General features: G+C 58.4%; 19 protein-coding genes. 12 read left to right on the top strand and 7 right to left on the bottom strand.

Going from position 1 to position 19,403, the window contains the following annotated elements:
* Positions 1-3 precede the first annotated feature (3 nt).
* From VE934_RS07740 to slmA, 9 genes are all read left to right on the top strand, one after another.
* Positions 4-1,014 carry a nucleoside-diphosphate sugar epimerase/dehydratase gene (locus tag VE934_RS07740; RefSeq protein ID WP_324886032.1) on the top strand — a complete coding sequence of 337 codons (1,011 nt, stop codon included), beginning with the start codon at positions 4-6 and terminating at the stop codon, positions 1,012-1,014.
* Positions 1,007-2,128 (top strand): non-hydrolyzing UDP-N-acetylglucosamine 2-epimerase, encoded by a 1,122-nt coding sequence (gene wecB / locus VE934_RS07735; RefSeq protein ID WP_324886030.1) that lies wholly within the window; start codon positions 1,007-1,009, stop codon positions 2,126-2,128. The genes VE934_RS07740 and wecB overlap by 8 nt, the downstream gene beginning before the upstream one ends.
* Positions 2,129-2,142: 14 nt before the next feature.
* Positions 2,143-2,703 (top strand): sugar transferase, encoded by a 561-nt coding sequence (locus VE934_RS07730; RefSeq protein ID WP_324886028.1) that lies wholly within the window; start codon positions 2,143-2,145, stop codon positions 2,701-2,703.
* A gap of 56 nt (positions 2,704-2,759) precedes the next feature.
* A complete protein-coding gene (locus VE934_RS07725) occupies positions 2,760-3,107 on the top strand; it encodes an H-NS histone family protein (protein ID WP_324886026.1) in 348 nt (115 codons plus the stop codon).
* Positions 3,108-3,132: 25 nt separating this feature from the next.
* Positions 3,133-5,067, top strand: coding sequence for a nucleoside-diphosphate sugar epimerase/dehydratase (locus VE934_RS07720; protein WP_324886024.1), 1,935 nt, complete (start codon positions 3,133-3,135; stop codon positions 5,065-5,067).
* 9 nt (positions 5,068-5,076) lie between these two features.
* Entirely contained in the window at positions 5,077-5,982 is a 906-nt protein-coding gene (gene argB, locus VE934_RS07715; protein WP_324886022.1) for an acetylglutamate kinase, read from the top strand.
* 103 nt (positions 5,983-6,085) lie between these two features.
* On the top strand, positions 6,086-6,799 hold the full coding sequence (locus VE934_RS07710) for a response regulator transcription factor (RefSeq protein WP_324886020.1): 714 nt from the start codon (positions 6,086-6,088) through the stop codon (positions 6,797-6,799).
* Between the two features lie 74 nt (positions 6,800-6,873).
* Positions 6,874-8,283, top strand: a complete 1,410-nt coding sequence (locus tag VE934_RS07705) for a sensor histidine kinase (protein ID WP_324886222.1) — start codon at positions 6,874-6,876, stop codon at positions 8,281-8,283.
* Positions 8,284-8,378: 95 nt separating this feature from the next.
* Positions 8,379-9,014: a nucleoid occlusion factor SlmA gene (slmA, locus tag VE934_RS07700; protein WP_324886018.1), complete on the top strand. Its 636-nt coding sequence runs from the start codon at positions 8,379-8,381 to the stop codon at positions 9,012-9,014.
* A 104-nt stretch (positions 9,015-9,118) separates the two neighbouring features.
* Here slmA and VE934_RS07695 read toward each other — a convergent pair whose 3' ends face one another.
* The 7 genes from VE934_RS07695 to VE934_RS07665 form a co-directional block, all read right to left on the bottom strand.
* Entirely contained in the window at positions 9,119-10,264 is a 1,146-nt protein-coding gene (locus tag VE934_RS07695) for an Ldh family oxidoreductase (RefSeq protein WP_324886016.1), read from the bottom strand.
* 17 nt (positions 10,265-10,281) lie between these two features.
* Positions 10,282-11,808 (bottom strand): altronate dehydratase family protein, encoded by a 1,527-nt coding sequence (locus VE934_RS07690; protein ID WP_324886014.1) that lies wholly within the window; start codon positions 11,806-11,808, stop codon positions 10,282-10,284.
* Positions 11,809-11,832: 24 nt separating this feature from the next.
* Positions 11,833-13,227: a TRAP transporter large permease gene (locus tag VE934_RS07685; protein WP_324886012.1), complete on the bottom strand. Its 1,395-nt coding sequence runs from the start codon at positions 13,225-13,227 to the stop codon at positions 11,833-11,835.
* A gap of 50 nt (positions 13,228-13,277) precedes the next feature.
* Complete coding sequence (locus tag VE934_RS07680) at positions 13,278-13,850, bottom strand: TRAP transporter small permease (protein ID WP_324886010.1); 573 nt, start codon at positions 13,848-13,850, stop codon at positions 13,278-13,280.
* Positions 13,851-13,853: 3 nt separating this feature from the next.
* On the bottom strand, positions 13,854-14,855 hold the full coding sequence (locus VE934_RS07675) for a sialic acid TRAP transporter substrate-binding protein SiaP (RefSeq protein ID WP_324886008.1): 1,002 nt from the start codon (positions 14,853-14,855) through the stop codon (positions 13,854-13,856).
* A gap of 89 nt (positions 14,856-14,944) precedes the next feature.
* Entirely contained in the window at positions 14,945-15,910 is a 966-nt protein-coding gene (locus VE934_RS07670; protein ID WP_324886006.1) for a tripartite tricarboxylate transporter substrate binding protein, read from the bottom strand.
* 76 nt (positions 15,911-15,986) lie between these two features.
* Positions 15,987-16,727, bottom strand: coding sequence for a FadR/GntR family transcriptional regulator (locus tag VE934_RS07665; protein WP_324886004.1), 741 nt, complete (start codon positions 16,725-16,727; stop codon positions 15,987-15,989).
* A gap of 216 nt (positions 16,728-16,943) precedes the next feature.
* Here VE934_RS07665 and VE934_RS07660 point away from each other — a divergent pair, with 216 nt between their 5' ends.
* The 3 genes from VE934_RS07660 to VE934_RS07650 are packed head-to-tail and all read left to right on the top strand — an operon-like array spanning position 16,944 to position 19,297.
* Positions 16,944-17,678, top strand: coding sequence for an SDR family oxidoreductase (locus VE934_RS07660; protein ID WP_324886003.1), 735 nt, complete (start codon positions 16,944-16,946; stop codon positions 17,676-17,678).
* Positions 17,675-18,421 (top strand): SDR family NAD(P)-dependent oxidoreductase, encoded by a 747-nt coding sequence (locus VE934_RS07655; protein ID WP_324886001.1) that lies wholly within the window; start codon positions 17,675-17,677, stop codon positions 18,419-18,421. The genes VE934_RS07660 and VE934_RS07655 overlap by 4 nt, the downstream gene beginning before the upstream one ends.
* 27 nt (positions 18,422-18,448) lie before the next feature.
* Entirely contained in the window at positions 18,449-19,297 is an 849-nt protein-coding gene (locus VE934_RS07650; RefSeq protein WP_324885999.1) for a fumarylacetoacetate hydrolase family protein, read from the top strand.
* The last annotated feature ends 106 nt before the right edge of the window (positions 19,298-19,403 follow it).

The following is a 19,403-nucleotide window of genomic DNA, read 5'->3' as shown; positions in this document are numbered from 1 at the left end:
AAAATGTTCGATAACAAAGTATTAATGATCACCGGCGGGACCGGCTCTTTTGGTCATACCGTCCTCAAACGCTTTCTTTCCACCGGTGTGCGTGAGATCCGTATCTTTAGCCGCGACGAGAAAAAGCAGGAGGAAATGCGCATTGCGCTCAATGACAGCAAGTTGAAGTTCTATATCGGCGATGTGCGTGATCACGACAGTGTCAGTCAGGCGATGAAAGGCGTGGACTACGTATTCCATGCCGCAGCCCTGAAGCAGGTGCCCTCATGCGAGTTCTACCCGATGGAGGCGGTTCGCACCAACGTCCTCGGAACCGAAAACGTGATGAATGCGGCCACGAGTAGCGGGGTAAAGCGAGTTGTCGTTTTGAGCACGGACAAAGCGGTCTATCCGATCAACGCAATGGGGATATCCAAGGCTCTGGCCGAGAAGTTGATGGTCGCCAAGGCCCGCACCCAGCGTGATCACGAAACGGTGCTTTGCGCCACCCGTTATGGCAACGTGATGGCCTCGCGAGGATCTGTGATTCCGCTGTTTGTGTCACAACTCAAGGATGGCAAGGCCTTGACCTTAACCGATCCGAACATGACACGTTTCCTGATGTCGCTGGAAGACTCAGTCGATCTGGTCCTGTATGCGTTCGAACACGGAAAGCAGGGCGACCTTTTCGTGCAGAAAGCACCCGCCTGCACCGTGGGCGATCTCGCCAAGGCACTGAAGAAAATTTTTACCAAGGACAATCCGATCCGTGTCATCGGGACCCGACACGGGGAGAAGCTCTATGAGTCTCTGATCTCGCGCGAAGAGATGGCCAAAGCCACAGATATGGGTGGGTATTACCGCATTCCTGCGGATAACCGCGATTTGAACTACGCGCAATACTTCAGCGAAGGAGAGGAGCGAGTGTCCCATCTGGACGACTACACCTCGCACAACACAGCGCGCCTGGATGTCGAACAAATCACGCAGTTGTTATTGAAGCTGGACTACATCAAAGAAGAACTCAATGCTTAAAGTCATGACGATAGTGGGTACACGGCCCGAACTGATCAAGATGAGCCGTGTGATAGCCGAGTTTGACCTGCACACCAAGCACATCCTGGTTCATACGGGGCAAAACTATGACTATGAGTTGAATCAGGTATTTTTTGAGGATCTCGGCATCCGCAAACCCGACTATTTTCTGGAGGCGGTGGGCGATAACGCGGCGCAGACCATTGCGCAGGTCATCATGAAGGCAGACGAAGTTATGGCCCGTGAGGAGCCTGACGCTGTGCTGCTCTATGGGGACACGAACTCATGCCTGTCTGTGATTTCGGCCAAGCGCAGAAAGATCCCCGTGTTCCACATGGAAGCGGGTAACCGCTGCTTCGATCAGCGCGTGCCAGAGGAACTCAATCGAAAGGTACTGGATCATCTGAGCGACATCAACCTGGTGCTGACGGAGCATGCCCGCAGGTACCTGATTGCCGAGGGCATCCGGCCCGAGACCATCATCAAGACGGGTTCGCACATGGACGAGGTGCTTCAACATTACATGCCCGGCATCAAAAAATCCGATGTAGTGCAGCGTCTGGGTTTCAAGCGCCGCGAGTTTTTCGTGGTCAGTGCGCATCGTGAGGAAAATGTGGACACCCCGGAGAACCTGCGCGATCTTGTGACTACCCTGAACGCACTAGCTGATGCCTATGGTTACCCGATCATTGTTTCCACTCACCCGCGCACCCGGAAACGACTCGATGCGCTGGACGTGGCCAAAATCAGCCCTCTGATCGACTTTGCCAAACCCATGGGCTTTTTTGATTTTGTGAAACTGCAGATGGAAGCGAAATGCGTGATTTCAGACAGCGGTACCATCACCGAGGAATCTTCATTACTGAATATCCCCGCCATCACCATCCGGTACGCGCATGAACGCCCTGAGGGGATGGACGAAGGTACGCTGATCATGTGTGGCCTCAAGACCGAAGAAGTGCTGGATGCCATCAAGGTTGTTTGCCAGCAATTTGCCGAGCACGGCCCCATGCGGCAGGTGGCGGATTACCTTGCGCCGGCAGTGTCACGCAAAGTCGTACGCGTGGTCATGAGCTATACAGGCTATGTTAACCGCACCGTCTGGCGAACGTAAGTCGGGGTGCATACATGAAACGCGTTGCTGACTTGTTGTTGGCCCTGGTGGCCCTGCTTCTGCTTTGTTTGCCGCTTTTAGGCATTGGACTATTGGTCAGACTGACATCCCGCGGGCCGGCGCTTTACTGGTCGGATCGCGTCGGCAGGAACAATGTCATTTACCGCATGCCCAAGTTTCGCAGCATGCGGATCGACACACCCGCTGTGGCAACTCACTTACTGAATAATCCGGAAAGCTTCTTGACGCCGATCGGTAGTTTTCTGCGCAAAAGTAGCGTCGATGAACTACCACAATTGTGGAGTATCGTTAAAGGCGAAATGAGCTTCGTGGGACCTCGGCCGGCTCTGTTTAATCAGTATGACCTGATTGAATTGCGAACGCGCCACGGAATTGATCAGCTTCTGCCTGGCCTAACAGGATGGGCTCAGGTTAATGGCCGGGACGAATTACCGATTCCCCAAAAAGTGGCGCTGGAAACCGAATACCTGAACAATAAGTCGTTATGGCTGGACATGAAGATTATGGTCATGACGGTTGGAAAGGTATTGAGGAGAGATAATGTGGCGCACTGAAAAATTCTTCTTGCAGGAAGTTATTTGAGCCGTCAATCCAAATGAAAGGTGCTGACATGAGTAATCTGATCGAAATCCAAAGTCAAATCGAGGAATTGCAGAAGCAGGCCGCGGAAATAAGATCCAGAGAATTCGATAAGACTGTGCGGGAGATACTGGTCATGATGGGAGCCTTCGGCATTACTGTCAAAGACCTGAACTCCGGAAAAACTCGCGGCGGCAAAACCAAGGCTAAGAAGCTTCGGCCAGGCGGTGCAACCAAGAAGAAAGCCGCGACCGTTCTGGTCGCCAAATACCGGGGTCCGGCTGGCGAAACCTGGAGCGGACGCGGGTTGACGCCCCGGTGGCTGGCGGCCTTGATAGCTGAGGGTAAAGCCAAAGAAGAATTTGCGGTGAAGAGCTGATGAAATCAAGGCGAACGGGCAGGTAATGCAACGCAGAGTTTTGGGGTGGCCCCGCGCGGCCAAGCTCGCGGTGGTGATTGCGCTCGACGTTGTCCTGGCGATGATCGCCACCTGGATCGCTTTCACACTGCGGCTGGACGAATTGCATTCTCCGGTGGGCGCGCAATGGTGGGTCTATCTGACAGCGCCGATTCTTGCCATCCCTGTATTCGTGAAGTTTGGTTTGTACCGGGCCATATTTAGGTACACCGGGCAGGATGCACTGAAGGCAACGGGGCAGGCGGTGGCGGTTTATTGCGTTGCCTTGTTGGCTGTTCTGTTGTGGCGACAGTGGCCCGACGTGCCCCGAAGCGTCGGTGTTCTTCAGCCAGTGCTGTTTTTGCTCTTGGTTGGATCGAGCAGGGCGCTGGCGCGGTTCTGGCTGGCAAACTTGGGTGGTTCGCGCAGGCAGAGCGACGGGCGGCTGCTAATTTATGGGGCTGGCACCGCTGGGGTGCAGACGGCTTCAGCGATAGGCATATCTCGACAATTTGTTTTGTTGGGCTTCGTCGATGACGACCCTGCCAAGGTGGGCCGCAGTATCAACGGAGTCCGCGTGTTCGCCCCCGCAGACGTGCCGGACCTGGTGGACCGGTTGGATGTAACGGATCTCCTTCTGGCTCTGCCTAGTTCCTCGCGGGAAAGGCGCAACAAAATCATCGCCAGCTTGCGAAGCGTGCCTATACACATTCGTACATTGCCCGGTCTCGCCGACCTGGCAACCGGTCGGGTAACTGTTCAGGATTTCAAAGAGCTGGATATTGAAGATTTGCTCGGACGAGACCCTGTTCCTCCAGATACAGGTCTGTTGGCGCGCAATTTGGCCAACCAAGTGGTACTGGTCACCGGGGCGGGCGGCAGCATTGGTAGTGAGCTGTGCCGGCAAATCCTGTTGGAGCAACCCTCCCAGTTGCTTCTTCTGGACCATAACGAGTTTGGTCTTTACAACATTCACCAGGAGTTGCAAGGCCTGAACGGCACCACAGAGCCCCACACAGAGTTGGTGCCTTTGTTGGGAAGCGTAGCCAATCCTCAGCGTCTCCAGGAAATCTGTCGTGCCTATCGGCCTGCAACGGTTTTTCATGCGGCAGCATATAAACATGTGCCGATGGTGGAGTCCAATCCCGCAGAAGGTATTGCCAATAACGTGTTTGGTACGCTCAATATTGCGCGCGCGTCACTGGATAGTGGGGTTGCCCAGTTTGTATTGGTGTCTACCGACAAGGCTGTGCGTCCCACCAACATCATGGGTGCGAGCAAACGCATGGCGGAGCTTATATTGCAGGCTTTGGCCGCTCAATCTCCACAAGACACAACGTGTTTCGGCATGGTGCGTTTTGGCAATGTGCTGGGTTCGAGCGGTAGCGTGGTCCCTTTATTTCGCAGCCAGCTTGCCAGTGGTGGCCCTTTAACTGTCACGCATCCGGACGTCACCCGTTATTTCATGACGATACCCGAGGCGGCGCAGTTGGTGCTTCAGGCCGGCGCCATGTCCACGGGTGGGGATGTGTTTGTGCTGGACATGGGGGAGCCCGTCAAGATCATGGATTTGGCCAACCGCATGGTGGAGTTGTCCGGGTTGACCGTCCGCAGCGAGGCGCATCCCGGCGGTGATATTGAAATCGCGATCACGGGCCTGCGCTCGGGTGAGAAGCTGTATGAAGAACTTCTGATTGGCGACAATCCCTCGCCCACGGGCCATCCACGGATCATGAAGGCGCACGAGGACTACCTTAGCTGGCCTGAATTCGAAGCGCATCTGGACACCCTTCGCCGGGCCTGTGAAAACGGCGATGTGGCGTCCATCAAGTCGGTGCTGCGAACCTGTGTGCACGGCTACCTGCCGCAGCCCCAGGTCCGGCCTGAGAAGCCTGCTGCCGGATGCGACACAATCGGATCATCGACCTCAACTAATACGTGAATGACCAACATGGCTTCCCCCACCGACCCTGACCTGTCCCACATCGGCCCGCGCGACAAGGCCGAAATCCTGGCGCAGGCACTGCCTTACATCCGCAAGTTTCATGGCAAGACCCTGGTCATTAAGTACGGCGGCAATGCCATGACAGACCCGGCCCTGCAAGCAGATTTTGCTGAAGACGTGGTGCTCCTGAAACTGGTCGGCATGAACCCTGTGGTGGTGCATGGGGGCGGACCTCAAATTGAAACTGCGCTGAACCGTTTGGGGAAAAAAGGGCAATTCATTCAGGGCATGCGGGTGACCGACGACGAAACCATGGAGGTGGTCGAGTGGGTGCTGGCCGGGCAGGTTCAGCAGGACATCGTGGGGCTGATCAACCAGGCCGGCGGCAAGGCGGTTGGCCTTACGGGGCGTGACGGTGGTTTGATCCGGGCGCAGAAGCTCAAGATGCTGGACAAGGATGACGCTGCCAAGGAACATGACATTGGTTACGTGGGTGACATCGTCAGCATCGACCCCAGCGTGGTGAAGGCTTTGCAGGACGATGCGTTCATCCCGGTCATCAGCCCGATTGGGTTTGGCGAAGAAAACGAGAGCTACAACATCAATGCCGATGTCGTCGCCGGCAAGCTGGCGATTGTGCTCAAGGCCGAAAAGTTGGTGCTTTTGACGAATACGCCCGGGGTGCTGGACAAGACTGGCAAGTTGCTGACCGATCTGACTGCGCGCGAGATTGACGAGCTGTTTGCGGACGGCACGATTTCTGGTGGCATGCTGCCCAAGATCGCCGGCGCACTGGACGCTGCCAAGAGTGGCGTGAACTCGGTTCACATCATTGACGGTCGGGTGCCGCATGCCATGCTGCTCGAGATCCTGACCGACCAGGCCTATGGGACGATGATCCGGTCCCACTGAGCGGGGTCGCAAGGCGGCGTTTCTGACGCCTTGCTGTCGGGCGCCCTGTGGCTGGTGCAATCCCGGATCGCAGTTTGGCAGGAAGCCACTATCCTCTTGAGGTATGCGACTCCTTTTGGTTGAAGACGACGTGATGTTGGCCAGTGGCATCAAGCTGGGGCTTTGTGACGCCGGCTACGCCGTCGACTGGGTAGGCAGTGCCGAGCGCGCAGAAGAGGTGTTGCAGAGTGAAAGCTTTGACGCCGCCATCATTGATATCGGATTGCCGAAGACAGACGGATTGGCGCTGACCCGCAAGCTGCGAAGTCGCGGGCTTGCCATGCCGGTGCTGATTCTCACGGCGCGCGATGCCTTGCAGGATCGGGTTCAGGGCCTGGACCTGGGTGCTGACGACTACATGGTGAAGCCTTTTGAACTCCCTGAACTGCTCGCGCGGCTGCGTGCGCTGCTGCGTAGATCGCAGGCGGCTACCAGTGCGGTCCTGAGTTTCGGCGCCCTTGAACTGGACTCTGCCAACAGGCAGGCCCGCGCCAACGGCCAGCTTATTGAGCTTGGTCCCCGGGAATGGACTGTCATGGAATATTTGCTGATCCACGCGCCCAAGCCAGCGAGTAAAGACAAACTTCTGGCCGCCCTGACCGGCTGGGACAAGGAAATCACGCCGAATGCCATTGAGGTTTATATCTCGCGGCTGCGCGGCAAGCTGGAGCCACATGGCATTGCGTTGCGCTCGATTCGCGGGTTTGGCTACCGGCTCGAGCTGGCAAATACTTCCTCCGCTGACGGCGCCCCGGACACCTCCAGCGCCAGCGCATGAAGCCCGCCGCCCCGGCCGCGCCCCCAGAAGTGGTCAAGCCTGGCAAATCGACTTCCCTGGCGCTCCCCGTCGCGATGAAGTCAGGGCTGCAGCGCCGCTTGCTGCTACTGCTCCTGATGCCGCTCAGCTTGTTTGCCCTGATCAGCATTTATTTTGATTACCAGGCTGCGGGCAACGCTGCCTTGCTGCAGGACCAACAGCTTCGCCGCCTTGTCCCCTTGCTGGCAGACTCGGTGGTTGCCCCGGGACGGACTGCGCTGGACGAGCCGGTCATGTTGCTGGCTCCCCCCGTCGAAGACTTCATCAAAGCGCGCGACGGTTTTACCGGTTTCCGGGTTTCAGACGCCTCGGGTCGCTTTCTGGCCGGAGAGGCCTGGATCAGCCTCGTAGTGCCCGCTACAGCAGAGCCGGAATTCCACAGTATGGAAGAAAACGGCGTGACTTATCGCGTCGTCGTACAGCGCGTCAAAACGGTGGCAGGCGAACTGATCGTTCAGTTGGCCGATGGCTCTGATGCGCGCCAGCAATGGGTGCGGTCGGTGCTTTTCAAGGTGCTGTTGCCCAATTTTTTGCTGGTTATTGCCGCTGGTTTTGCGGTTAACTGGGCCGTTACGCTGGCGCTCAAACCGCTGCTGGATCTGAAGGATGCAGTCGAGCGCCGCTCGCCACGGGACCTGAGTGCCATTGACCCTGCGGGTACCCCAACCGAAGTGCGGCCTCTGGTGGCATCACTTAACCGCTTGTTCCATCTGGTCAATGATCAGGCAGAGGGGCAGCGCCGTTTTGTGGCGGACGCCGCCCATCAGTTGCGTACCCCGCTCGCTGGCCTGCAGGCGCAGGTCGAAGCCTGGGCGCAGGCCGTGAATGCGCCCGCAGCACACGGGCAAGTCACCCTGTCTGCCGACAAAATTCTCCGCTTGCGCAGCGCGACACGGCGCACCTCCCAGCTTGCCAACCAGTTGTTGGCGTTGTCGCGCGCGGATGCTTCCAACATTGCGGGGCAGCCCCTGCAGCGCGTTGACCTGAAGGACCTTTGTGAAGCCGTCCTGGCGTTGCATCTGGATGCCGCAATGGCCAAAAACATTGACCTGGGCCTGGAGGTACAAGCGGCTCAAGTGTCTGGATACGAATGGCTGCTGCGTGAATTGTTGGGCAACCTGGTCGATAACGCCGTCAAATATTCTGTGCCCGGAGGGACCGTCACCATACGCTGCGGTCATGCGCGCAATGATGCTGGCGCAGATCAGGTGTTTCTGGAGGTCGAAGACAACGGACCCGGCATACCGGCGACCGAACGGGCCAAAGTGCTGGAGCGGTTTTATCGGGTCCCCGGTACCGCAGGCGAGGGCAATGGCCTGGGCCTAGCCATTGCGGATGAAATTGCCCGAGTGCACCGCACGCAACTCACGCTGCAGCCTGCAAGCCGCGCAGACGGCGGGGTCGGCGGTCTTCGCGTGCGTTTGTGCATGAGTCCTGCCGCCTGAAAAAGCCGCGCGGTTGTGCTTTTCTTGCCACTTGCGGCTGTGAGAGAATCCGTTCGAATGCTTCTGTGTTTTGAAACATCTTTTACACCTACCCTATGTCCGAGCCTGAGTCTGACCTGAGCGCTGAGCTCACCACGGCAGTCGCACCGCGCAAGCGACCCAAACCAGGCGAGCGGCGCGTGCAGATTCTGCAGGCTCTGGCCACCATGCTGGAGCAGCCTGGCTCGGAGCGCATCACCACTTCGGCGCTGGCGGCAAGGCTGGAGGTCAGCGAGGCAGCCCTGTACCGGCATTTCGCCAGCAAGGCGCAGATGTTTGAGGGTCTGATCGAGTTCATCGAGCAGACCGTCTTCACCCTGGTCAATCAGATCGCCGAGCGTGAAACCGACCCACAGGCGCGCACGCGCAAACTGGTTGTCATGTTGCTGCAGTTTGCAGAAAAAAACCCGGGCATGACCCGTGTGATGGTTGGCGACGCGCTGGTGTTTGAAAACGAACGCCTGCAGGAGCGCATGAACCAGTTTTTTGACAAGCTGGAGTCCAGCCTGAAACAGAACCTGCGCGATGCCGCTGCCAGCAATGGCGCTGTAACCCCGACGGTGCAGGGGCAGGTTCAAGCCTCTGTCATTGTGGCCTTCATGGTGGGGCGACTGCAGCGCTTCTCGCGCTCGGGCTTCAAGCGCTTGCCGTCGGAGCATCTGGACGCCAGCCTGGCCCTCGTGCTGGGCTAGGAAATGCTACTAAAACAGTAGCAAACTATTGCCGTCCATAAAGGGCGAGCAGGCGATTTTGTTCATGACTTCGCTGAAATACCTTCGGGCGACCCGCTGGGGCCTCAGTCTCGCAGGGTGACGCCCACCTTGCGGCCTGCTGAAACTATTTCCCGCCAGGTTTGCGGGTCTAGCACCAAGCCTTCTTTTCCCCGCTGGGCCCGTGCGGCCCGCTCGGGGTCTCCCGCGATCTGCACGGCGTCAAAACCCGGTGCAACCGGCCCGGCCTTGAGCCAATCCACAAAAGCAACCGCTTCTTGCTCAAAGCTGGCTTGGGTGCCCAGCTTGGCCGGGTCAATCAAAATGGTCAGCATGCCGTTGATCACGGCGCTTACCGCAGGGTCTGCTGGCTTGTGCCAGGTGCCACTTCCGCTGAGTGCACCACCCAGCAGCTCGCCGGCCACGGCCATACCGTAACCCTTGTGTTCGCCAAAGGCCAGCAGCGCACCAAACAAGCCATTGCTCTGCGGTACCACCACCACGCCCGGATCGGTCGTGGGCAGACCCTGTTCGTCAATGAGGGTGCCAGGCTCCACGAGCCGGCCCTCGTTGTGGGCCACGCGCATTTTTCCCTGCGCGACGCGGCTGGTGGCAAAGTCCAGAATGAAATGGGCCCCCACGCTCCCCACCTCGTGTGGTTCGCTGCCCCCCGTGGGGGCTGAACTTGCTCGGAGCGGCCCGGCGTCGCTCAGGGCTCGTCCCTTGAGTGGTATGCCGATGCAGCAGGGATTGGTGCCGAAGCGGCCATCAGCGCCGCCGTGCGGCGCGACTACCGGACGCGACAGCACGTTGACAAAATGGAGGGAGACCAAGCCTTGAGCCACGGCCATTTCGGCCAGGTGCCCGATGCGGCCCAGGTGGTGCGCGTTGGCAAGCGTCATGATGCAGCTGCCATGGATTTTTGCGCGGGCAATGCCCATGTCCATCGCCTGCTCACCCACCACCTGACCGTAACCGCGCTGACCGTCCAGTGTGAGCATGGAGCCCAGGTCCAACACTGTGCGCACGCCACGGTTGGGTTTCAAGCCGCCTTCCAGAACGGCGTCGATGTAGCGGGGCAGCATGCCCACGCCGTGGGAGTCGTGGCCACAAAGATTGGCCAGTACCAAGTTGCTCGCCACAGTGGCGGCTTCTTCAGTTGTGCTGCCGGCCGCTATTAAAACCGTAGCTACTTGCGCCCGCAGTTCGTGGGCTGGTACTGCTTCTTTCATGCAAAAAGCGCCTCTGGTCACATCACCGCGCCAACCTGCCATGGTACGAACTCGTTTTGCCCGTAGCCATGCTTTTCGCTTTTGCTTTGCGCGCCGGAGGCTGTGGCCAGCACCATCTCAAAAATCCGCTGTCCCATCTCCTGCACCGACACACTGCCCTCGATGATCTCGCCGCAGTTGATGTCCATGTCCTCTTCCTGACGCTGCCACAGCGCCGAATTGGTGGCGAGCTTGAGTGACGGTGAGGGCGCGCAACCGTAGGCCGAGCCGCGCCCGGTGGTAAAGCAGATCAGGTTGGCGCCGCCAGCCACCTGACCTGTGGCGCTGACCGGGTCGTAGCCCGGCGTGTCCATGTAGACAAAACCGTGGGTAGCAACGGGCTCCGCATATTCGTATACGGCCTCCAGGTTGCTGGTGCCACCCTTGGCAACTGCGCCCAGCGATTTTTCGAGAATGGTGGTCAGGCCGCCGGCCTTGTTGCCCGGTGAGGGGTTGTTATTCATTTCACCTTCGTTGATCTCGGTGTAATGCTCCCACCACTTGATGCGGGCGATCAGTTTTTCAGCAATATCAGGGCGCACCGCGCGGCGCGTCAGCAAGTGCTCGGCGCCGTAGATCTCGGGGGTTTCGCTAAGGATGGCTGTGCCACCGTGCGCCACCAGCAGGTCCACCGCCGCGCCCAGCGCCGGGTTGGCACTGATACCGGAGTAGCCGTCCGAGCCGCCGCATTGCAAACCGATGGTGATGTGGGCTGCGCTGCACGGCTCACGTTTGACAGCGTTGGCCTGCGGCAGCATCTCCTTGATCATCGCAATGCCCTTGGCCACCGTTTTGGCCGTGCCGCCCGTGTCCTGAATGCTGAACACACGCAGTGTTTCACCTTCGCGCAGGCTGCCGTGAGCCAGCCAGGCGTTGATCTGGTTGGACTCGCACCCCAGGCCCACCACCAGCACGCCAGCAAAGTTGGGGTGGGTGGCGTAGCCGGTCAGGGTGCGCTGCAAAATTTGCAGACCCAGCCCCTCGCTGTCCATGCCGCAGCCTGTGCCATGCGTGAGTGCCACGACACCGTCAACGTTGGGGAAGTCGTTTAATGCCGCAGGATTGTTCTGCCTTGAAAAGTGATCGGCAATGGCGCGTGCCGCCGTGGCGGAGCAATTGACACTCGACAAAATGCCAATGTAGTTGCGCGTCGCCACCCGGCCGTCGTTGCGCTTGATACCCATGAAGGTCGCCTCGCGTCGTGGGGCGACGGGCTTCACATCGGCGCCAAACGCGTAGTCCCGTGCAAAGTCGCCCTTGCTCGGACCCATGTCCAGATTGTGGGTGTGCACATGTTCGCCCGCGGCAATGGTCTTGCTGGCAAAACCAATGATCTGGTTGTAGCGCCGGATCGGCTCCCCCGGCGCGATGGCACGGGTTGCAATTTTGTGCCCCGCCGGGATCAGGCCTCTGATGGCGATGTTTTCTACCTGCGTACCGCCCACGAGTTGGGCACGCGCAATCAGGACATCGTCTGCAGGATGAAGGCGGATGAAAGGTGTCATAAGGGAGTCATGTCAGAACACAAGTCAGAACACAAGTTTGGGTAGCCAGAGTACCAAAGAGGGGAAATAAGTGATGATTCCCAGACTTAAAAGCAGGGGGAAAAGCCACGGCAATATCGCCATGGTCGTGCGCTCCACCGAAAGTTTGGCCACACGTGCCAGTACAAACAGCACCATGCCCATGGGTGGGTGCAGTAGACCAATCATCAGGTTGAGAACCATCACCAGGCCGAAGTGAACCAGATCAATGCCCAGCTTCTGGCAAATAGGGACGAGGATGGGGACCAGAATGGTGATGGCGGCAGTCGGCTCCAGGAAGCAGCCCACAAACAACATCAGCAGGTTGGCCAGCAACAAAAACATCCACGGTTCGGTTGTGAAGCCCAGCACCCATTCACCAATCGCGGTGGTGACGCCCGTGGCCGTGAGCATCCAGCCGAAGATGCTGGCCGCAGCCACGATAAACAGCACGGTCGCCGTGGTCTCTACGGTGTCCAGGCTGACCTTGATGAACATCTTCAGGCTCAGCGTGCGGTACCAGACAAAACCAAGCACCATGGCCCAGATACAGGCGGCAATGGCGCCTTCAGTGGGGGTGAAGATACCGGTGGTCATGCCGCCAATCAGCAGCACCGGCGTCATGATGGGCAGAACCGCCTGGAAGTTGAAAATCTTGTCGGCCGCAAACAGCACCAGCAGCCCGATAACTACTGTTGCCTGCGCTGGCATGCCCAGTCCGGTGATCAGGTAGTAAAGCGCCAGGGGCCACACGATGACGACGGCCAGCTCGGTGAGCGCCTTGATCACGCGGGGCCACTCAAACTTGATGTCTGCGCCCCAGCCGTTTTTGTGCGCGAAATAGGCGACCGTCACCATCATCAACAGCGCCATCAAAATGCCCGGGAGAATGCCCGCCAAAAAGAGGGCACCCACGCTCACGTTGGCCATCATGCCGTAGATCACAAAGGGCAGGCTGGGTGGAATGATAGGCCCCAGCGTGGCTGAGGCGGCGGTGACGCCCACTGCAAACTCGGTGTCGTAGCCATGGTCTTTCATGGCCTTGATCTCGATGGTTCCCAGACCCGCAGCATCAGCGATGGCGGTGCCGCTCATGCCCGCAAAAATCACGGAGCCAACCACGTTGACGTGCCCAAGGCCCCCCTTGAGCCAGCCGACCAGCGCCAGCGCAAAGTTGTAGATGCGGTTGGTGATGCCGGCGTTGTTCATCAGGTTGCCGGCAAAAATGAAGAAGGGCACAGCCAGCAGCGGAAAGCTGTCGATGCCGCTGATCATGCGGTGCACCACCACGAAGGCCGGCAGGTTTCCCGTCCACATGATGTAGAGCAGGGCCGAACCGGCCATGGCCATGGCCACCGGCAGGCCGCCGCTCATCAGCACCAGAAATATTATTTTCAGCATGAGAATTCCATCTTGTCGTTTCTTTGTTGTGTTCTTTGCCGTGGTCTTGTTCAGCGGTCCTGCATGGTGCTGTCTACGCGCTCAAGCACGCTGTAGCCACGCCGGTAGTGAATCAGCGCCACCTGCACGCTGCGCCAGGTCATGGCAGCAAAGCCAAGCATGCACACGCCATACACCACGTTCATGGGCAGATCCACCATCGACATGCGAGAGTTGCTGCCCAGCTTGCTCATCATCAACCCGGTCAGTATCACGGCAGCGCCGCAAAAGAGCACGCGCAAGGCATCAACCACGGTGGACACCGTGCGAGCCAGGCGCGGGTGCATGAAGCGGTAGAAAAAGTCCACGTGAATGTGGTTGTTCTTGGCAACGCCGATGGCCGCGCCCATGAACACCAGCCCGATCAGCAGGTAGCGCGCAATCTCCTCGGTCCATGAGGCCGAGTTGTTGAGCGCATAACGCGTGAAGAACTGGTAGAACACGGTGGCGCCGAGGAGCCAGAAGATTCCGGTTGCCGCCCACGCCTCAAGCGTGGTGCCGGACAAATCCACGGTTTCATCCTGGGCATGGAATTGGCCGTCATCCCCCATGACCTGGGGGAGGGCATCGATATCAATGCTCATGACTTATTTGATGGCCTGCACGCGGTCGTACAAGGCTTTGTCCCAGGTCGCATCAGGGCCAAGGTGAAACTTCTGGAAAACCTGGTTGAATGCAGCGCGATCAGACCTGACAACCGTCTTCTTGTACTTGTTGATGAAGTCATCCACCAGCTTGTTCTCGGACGCAACAATGTCGTCAGTCGCCTTGACGCCCGCTTCCTTGAAGACTGCGGTAAAGGTGTTCTTGTCCGCATCGGAGAGCTTGCCCCAGGTCGGGCCACCCACAATGGTCAGCAGCATTTCCGTGATGTGTCCGGTCAGGCTGATGTGTGACTGCACCTCGTAAAACTTCTTGGCCTCAATCGTTGGCAACGGGTTTTCTTGTCCATCGACAGTCTTGTTCTGCAGGGCCAGATAGACCTCCGCGAATGCGATCGGCGTGGCGTTGGCACCCACAACCTTGGGGTACATGGTGTACAGCGGAGCTGGTGGCACGCGCAGCTTCATGCCAGCCATGTCTTCGGGTTTGTTGATGGCCTTGTTGGCAGTGGTGTGGCGCACGCCGTAGTAGGTGACGGCAAGCGGACGGTTGCCACCCTTTTTAAAGTAAGCGTCCATCAACTCCTGCAGCACCGGGCTTTGCGAAAATTTTTGCCAGTGGTTGAAGTCGCGGAACATGAAGGGCGCACCACCTATGGCCAGTGGTGGGTATTCACGTGCGGCAAAGGCCTGACCTGTATAGATGATGTCCACCGTCCCCAAGGTCAGTCCCTGGTTGATTTCGGTTTCAGAGCCCAGGGTTGATGCCGGGAACACCTGAATTTCATAACGGCCACTGGTGCGCTTCTTGATCTCGTCAGCGGCCCACAGCGCCTGCTTGTGATAGGCCTCACCGATTTCGTACACATGCGCCCATTTCAGCTTGGTCTGCGCCTGTGCCACACCAAAAAAGCCGGTAGCCCCTGCAAACAGGGCGCAAGCAGCTATAGTTTTGATAGTAAATCGCTTGGGGTTCGATGCGTTCATAAGTGTCTCCTCGTTGGGTGGTTACTGGCGTGTGAAAAGAAGGCCGGATGTACGCGCCAGACGCACACCCTGAATTCGGGGTTAATGCTTTAGTTCTTGAAATTGAGCTTGGTGACCAGTTGTTTGAAGGTCTCGTTGTCGCGCACCATTTGCGTTTTGAAAGCCGGACCGTCGGCATAGGCGTAACCGAGGTTGAGCTTGTCCATCACCTCGCGCATGATGGGTTCTTCCACAGCCTTTTTGGTCATGGCGCGGATGTTTTCAACCACCTCGGGCGGCGTGCCTTTGGCCACGCCCAGGCCGCGCCAGGTGCCGATGGACAGGTCTATCTTGCGTTCCTTGAGGGTGGGCACATTTTCAAAACCCTTGATACGCTGGTCTGCCATCACGCCCAAAACCTTGAGCTTGCCAGCGGCAACATGCACGCCAACTTCGGCAGGGCTTACGCCCACTGCATCAACATGTCCGCCCAGCAGTGCCAGAACGGCAGGCCCTGCGCCCTGGTACGGAATGTGGTTGAACCGGGCGCCGCTTTTTTCTTCCAGAGAGGCGGCTGCGAGGTGCCAGATCGATCCGTTACCCGCATTGCCAACCTTGATGTCGCTGCCCGGCTTTCGGGCGGCAGCAAGAAACTCTTCGATGGTGTTGTAAGGAGAGTCAGCCTTCACCGTGATGGCGGCGGGGTCGGCATTGAGCCGGGCGATCGGGATGAAATCATCCTGCGTGATTTTGGTGATACCCATGTGAGGCAGGATGGTCACTTCAACAAACAGCATGGCAATTTTGTAGCCGTCGGGTTTGGCCCCAACCACATCGGCCAGACCAATGGCGCCACTTGCGCCAGGCTTGTTGTAGACCACAAGGGGCTGCGTGCTGTGTTTTTTTGCCGCCTCCGCGTATGCGCGCGCCAGAGAGTCGGTGCCACCGCCAGGCTGAAAAGCCACCATGACTTCAACCGGCTTGCTGGGGTAGTTCTGCGCAAATGCGCTACCGCACAAGCCGGTGAGAAGCAGCAGTGCTGTTGCCAGCCGTCGCGCGGGGATCGGGAATTTCATTCGTGTCTCGCTTTCTTTCATTGATAGTTCAGGATGGGTGCCTGTGGCGGGGAATCTTGAAAAGGAAATGTGTGCACTATTTTTTTGGCATCCTCGGTTGACCCGTCTGGCGCCAGCTCACGCTGAAGCGCTTGTGAGACTGGTCCATGTGTTCGTGCATAGCCAAGCGGGCAGCGGCCGCGTCGTGGTTGCGCACCGCTTCAAAAATCGCTTCATGTTCTTGAATCGCTGAGCGCCAGGAGTCCACGGTTTCAAAGTGACCGCCCAGCCGCTCAAACAGCGGTCCGCGCCGCGAGTCCCAGAAGCGCTGCACCGTCTCGATCAGCACCACGTTGCCGCAGGACTCCACGATGGCGGTGTGAAAAGCGCGATCACCCTCGAGTGGCAACACGCCCTTGTCCGCATCTGCGTTCATGCTGACCAGCGCCTTGCGCATGGCATCGATATGTTTGCGCTTGGCCTGCGTCGCGGCCATGGAAGCGATTTCGCCTTCCACCACACGGCGCGCGCGTATCAACTCCAGCGGACCCCATTCGTCTGGGGCGATCTGGGGCTGGCGGGCTGCCGCCGCCGCGGCATGGCTGCTGCGGTCCAGCACGTAGACGCCGGAGCCGGTGCGTACCTCTACCCAGCCCTCTACTTCCATGGCAATAAGCGCTTCACGAACTGAAGGGCGGCTCACGCCAAGCTGTTTGGCCAGGTCGCGCTCTGCAGGTAGGCGCGCCCCCACGGGGAACTCACCATCGCTGATCAACAGGCGCAGCTGTTCGGCAATCTGGCGGTAGAGGCGTTGGGGTTCAACAGCGTGCAGAGGCATTGGGAGATCGGCGACGCCAAGTAAGGGTTAGCTAGAATTGGACAAGTGGTAAGGCCAATTAATAATCACATAAATGGTTGGCGCAGGACATCCGGCTAAACCCTGAATTGGGCTCGAGCAGCAGATCGCACGGATGCCGGGCGTTTTGTCGCGTCCAGCGGCGGCTGGATGAACCTGTTTGCCGCGGCCGATCCGAGCAACACATCGGGAGAAGATATGAGACTTGAAGGAAAGACTGCACTGGTTACTGCGGCGGGACAGGGCATCGGAAAGGCCTGTGTGTTGGCCATGGCTGCAGAAGGCGCGCAGGTACTGGCTACAGACGTTAATGCAGCTCTGTTGGAGGCCTATGCCGGTATTCGGGGCGTGACAACAGCCAGGCTTGATGTGATGGACAAGGCGGCGATTCAAGCTCTGGTGAGCAGCACACCGCCGCTGGATGTGCTTTTTAACTGTGCAGGCTTTGTGCACAACGGTTCCATCCTTGAGGCAAGCGACGAAGACTGGACCTTTGCCTTCAACCTCAATGTGCGTTCGCAGTTCTGGATGATCCAGGCGGCGCTTCCCAAAATGCTGGCCAACGGCGGCGGCAGCATCATCAACATGGCCAGTGTGTGCGGCAGCCTCAAGGGTCTGCCCAATCGTTTTGCCTACGGCGCGAGCAAGGCAGCGGTGGTGGGCATGACCAAGTCGGTGGCTGCGGATTTTGTGGGGCAGGGCATACGCTGCAATGCCATCGCGCCCGGCACAGTGGACACGCCCTCACTGGGCGACCGCATCAACAGTTACGCCGATCCGGCAGAAGCGCGGAAGAATTTTGTCGCGCGCCAGCCCATGGGTCGTCTGGCGCAGGCGCATGAAATTGCGCCCATCGTGGTGTACCTGGCGAGCAATGAGTCGGTTTTTGCAACCGGTCAGTTGTTCTCTGTTGATGGCGGCATGACCATATGAACCGCCTCGACTTTGAGGGTCGGCATGCGGTGGTCACAGGCGGGGCAACAGGCCTCGGCTATGCCATCGCGCAGCGCCTCATTCAGTCGGGCGGAAGTGTCACCCTGTGGGACCGTGACGGAGAAGCAGCCGACAAAGCAGCCGCTGCTTTAGGGACCAAGGCCTCTGCGGTAGCCGTGGAGGTGTCACAGCATGCATCGGTGCAGGCCGCCGTGCAGGCCACACTGCATATCACCGCCAAGGTTGATGCACTGGTCAACAGTGCCGGCATCACCGGCCCCAACGTCAAGCTCTGGGACTATCCGGTAGAAGACTGGCGTCAGGTGATGGATGTAAACCTCAATGGCGTGTTTTTGTGTTGCCGCGAATGGACGCCACACCTGCGCGCCAACAACTATGGTCGCATCGTCAACATGGCCTCGGTGGCGGGCAAAGACGGCAACCCCAACGCCAGTGCCTATAGCGCCAGCAAGGCGGCAGTGATTGCACTGACCAAGTCGCTGGGCAAGGAGCTGGCCGATACCGGCGTTCGCGTTAATTGCGTGACGCCTGCCGCAGTCAAAACCGCCATCTTTGATCAGATGAGCCCTGAACACATCACCTTCATGCTGTCGAAAATTCCCATGGGCCGCTTTGGCACGCCAGAAGAAGTCGCCGCCATGGTGAGCTGGTTGTGCACTGAAGAATGTTCGTTTTCAACCGGCGCTGTGTTTGACCTGTCCGGCGGCCGTTCAAGTTATTAATTGAATTCATCAACAGAAGGAAACCCAATGAAACTCGTTCGTCATGGCAACCCGGGCAAGGAAAAACCAGGACTCATTGATGCAGATGGCAAGCTGCGTGACCTGAGCGGCGTGATCAAGGATGTAGGTCCTGATCAGCTTGGCGATGCTGCCCTGGCAAAGCTGCGCAAACTCAAAACGGACAAGCTGCCGCTGGTCAAAGGTTCCCCGCGCCTGGGCAGCCCTGTTGCCGGCGTGGGCAAATTTATCGCCATTGGCCTGAACTACGCGGACCACGCGGCCGAATCCGGATTGCCGATTCCAGCCGAGCCGATTGTGTTCATGAAAGCCACCACCTGCATCCAGGGCCCCAACGATCCGGTCATGCTGCCAAAGGGCTCGGTCAAAACCGACTGGGAAGTCGAGCTTGGCGTGGTGATTGGCACCCGCGCCCGGTATGTGTCGAAGAAAGATGCTCTCAATTTTGTAGCAGGCTACTGCACCATCAACGATGTGAGCGAGCGCGAGTTCCAGATTGAGCGTGGCGGCACTTGGGACAAGGGCAAGGGCTGCGATACCTTCGGCCCCATAGGCCCCTGGCTGGTGACGCGCGATGAAGTGCCCAACCCACAAAAGTTGGGCATGTGGCTAGACCTGAACGGCAAGCGCGTGCAGACCGGCAGTACCAAAACCATGATTTTTAACGTCGCCAAAATTGTCAGTTACGTCAGCGAGTTCATGACGCTGGAGCCAGGCGACGTCATCACCACCGGCACACCGCCGGGTGTTGGCCTGGGCATGAAGCCGCCCCTTTTCCTGAAAAAAGGCGATGTCATGGCTTTGGGCATCGAAGGCCTTGGCGAGCAACGCCAGATGGTGGTGCCGTTCAAAAAGTAATGCTGCTGTGAAAAGCAGGCCAAACAGGGGTTAACCCTTGTTTGGCTTAGAAAGAGTTCTCTAGAAAGCCCCTGTGAAGGGTGCGACGGATGGAATTGCTGCAGAA

Origin of the sequence: Polaromonas sp., assembly GCF_035638815.1 — a bacterium.
GTDB lineage: Bacteria > Pseudomonadota > Gammaproteobacteria > Burkholderiales > Burkholderiaceae_C > Polaromonas.
Note: the sequence above shows the minus strand (reverse complement) of the source record. Positions and strands in the feature narration are given on the sequence as shown.

Excerpts from the sequence above, each read along its gene's own strand:
- argB (WP_324886022.1), top strand. The coding sequence starts at position 5,077 with ATGGCTTCCCCCACCGACCCTGACCTGTCCCACATCGGCCCGCGCGAC.
- wecB (WP_324886030.1), top strand. The coding sequence starts at position 1,007 with ATGCTTAAAGTCATGACGATAGTGGGTACACGGCCCGAACTGATCAAG.
- VE934_RS07670 (WP_324886006.1), bottom strand. The coding sequence starts at position 15,910 with ATGAAATTCCCGATCCCCGCGCGACGGCTGGCAACAGCACTGCTGCTT.
- VE934_RS07710 (WP_324886020.1), top strand. The coding sequence starts at position 6,086 with ATGCGACTCCTTTTGGTTGAAGACGACGTGATGTTGGCCAGTGGCATC.
- VE934_RS07730 (WP_324886028.1), top strand. The coding sequence starts at position 2,143 with ATGAAACGCGTTGCTGACTTGTTGTTGGCCCTGGTGGCCCTGCTTCTG.
- VE934_RS07720 (WP_324886024.1), top strand. The coding sequence starts at position 3,133 with ATGCAACGCAGAGTTTTGGGGTGGCCCCGCGCGGCCAAGCTCGCGGTG.
- VE934_RS07655 (WP_324886001.1), top strand. The coding sequence starts at position 17,675 with ATGAACCGCCTCGACTTTGAGGGTCGGCATGCGGTGGTCACAGGCGGG.
- VE934_RS07725 (WP_324886026.1), top strand. The coding sequence starts at position 2,760 with ATGAGTAATCTGATCGAAATCCAAAGTCAAATCGAGGAATTGCAGAAG.
- VE934_RS07680 (WP_324886010.1), bottom strand. The coding sequence starts at position 13,850 with ATGAGCATTGATATCGATGCCCTCCCCCAGGTCATGGGGGATGACGGC.
- VE934_RS07650 (WP_324885999.1), top strand. The coding sequence starts at position 18,449 with ATGAAACTCGTTCGTCATGGCAACCCGGGCAAGGAAAAACCAGGACTC.
- VE934_RS07690 (WP_324886014.1), bottom strand. The coding sequence starts at position 11,808 with ATGACACCTTTCATCCGCCTTCATCCTGCAGACGATGTCCTGATTGCG.
- VE934_RS07705 (WP_324886222.1), top strand. The coding sequence starts at position 6,874 with ATGAAGTCAGGGCTGCAGCGCCGCTTGCTGCTACTGCTCCTGATGCCG.
- VE934_RS07740 (WP_324886032.1), top strand. The coding sequence starts at position 4 with ATGTTCGATAACAAAGTATTAATGATCACCGGCGGGACCGGCTCTTTT.
- VE934_RS07675 (WP_324886008.1), bottom strand. The coding sequence starts at position 14,855 with ATGAACGCATCGAACCCCAAGCGATTTACTATCAAAACTATAGCTGCT.
- VE934_RS07685 (WP_324886012.1), bottom strand. The coding sequence starts at position 13,227 with ATGCTGAAAATAATATTTCTGGTGCTGATGAGCGGCGGCCTGCCGGTG.
- VE934_RS07665 (WP_324886004.1), bottom strand. The coding sequence starts at position 16,727 with ATGCCTCTGCACGCTGTTGAACCCCAACGCCTCTACCGCCAGATTGCC.
- VE934_RS07695 (WP_324886016.1), bottom strand. The coding sequence starts at position 10,264 with ATGAAAGAAGCAGTACCAGCCCACGAACTGCGGGCGCAAGTAGCTACG.
- VE934_RS07660 (WP_324886003.1), top strand. The coding sequence starts at position 16,944 with ATGAGACTTGAAGGAAAGACTGCACTGGTTACTGCGGCGGGACAGGGC.
- slmA (WP_324886018.1), top strand. The coding sequence starts at position 8,379 with ATGTCCGAGCCTGAGTCTGACCTGAGCGCTGAGCTCACCACGGCAGTC.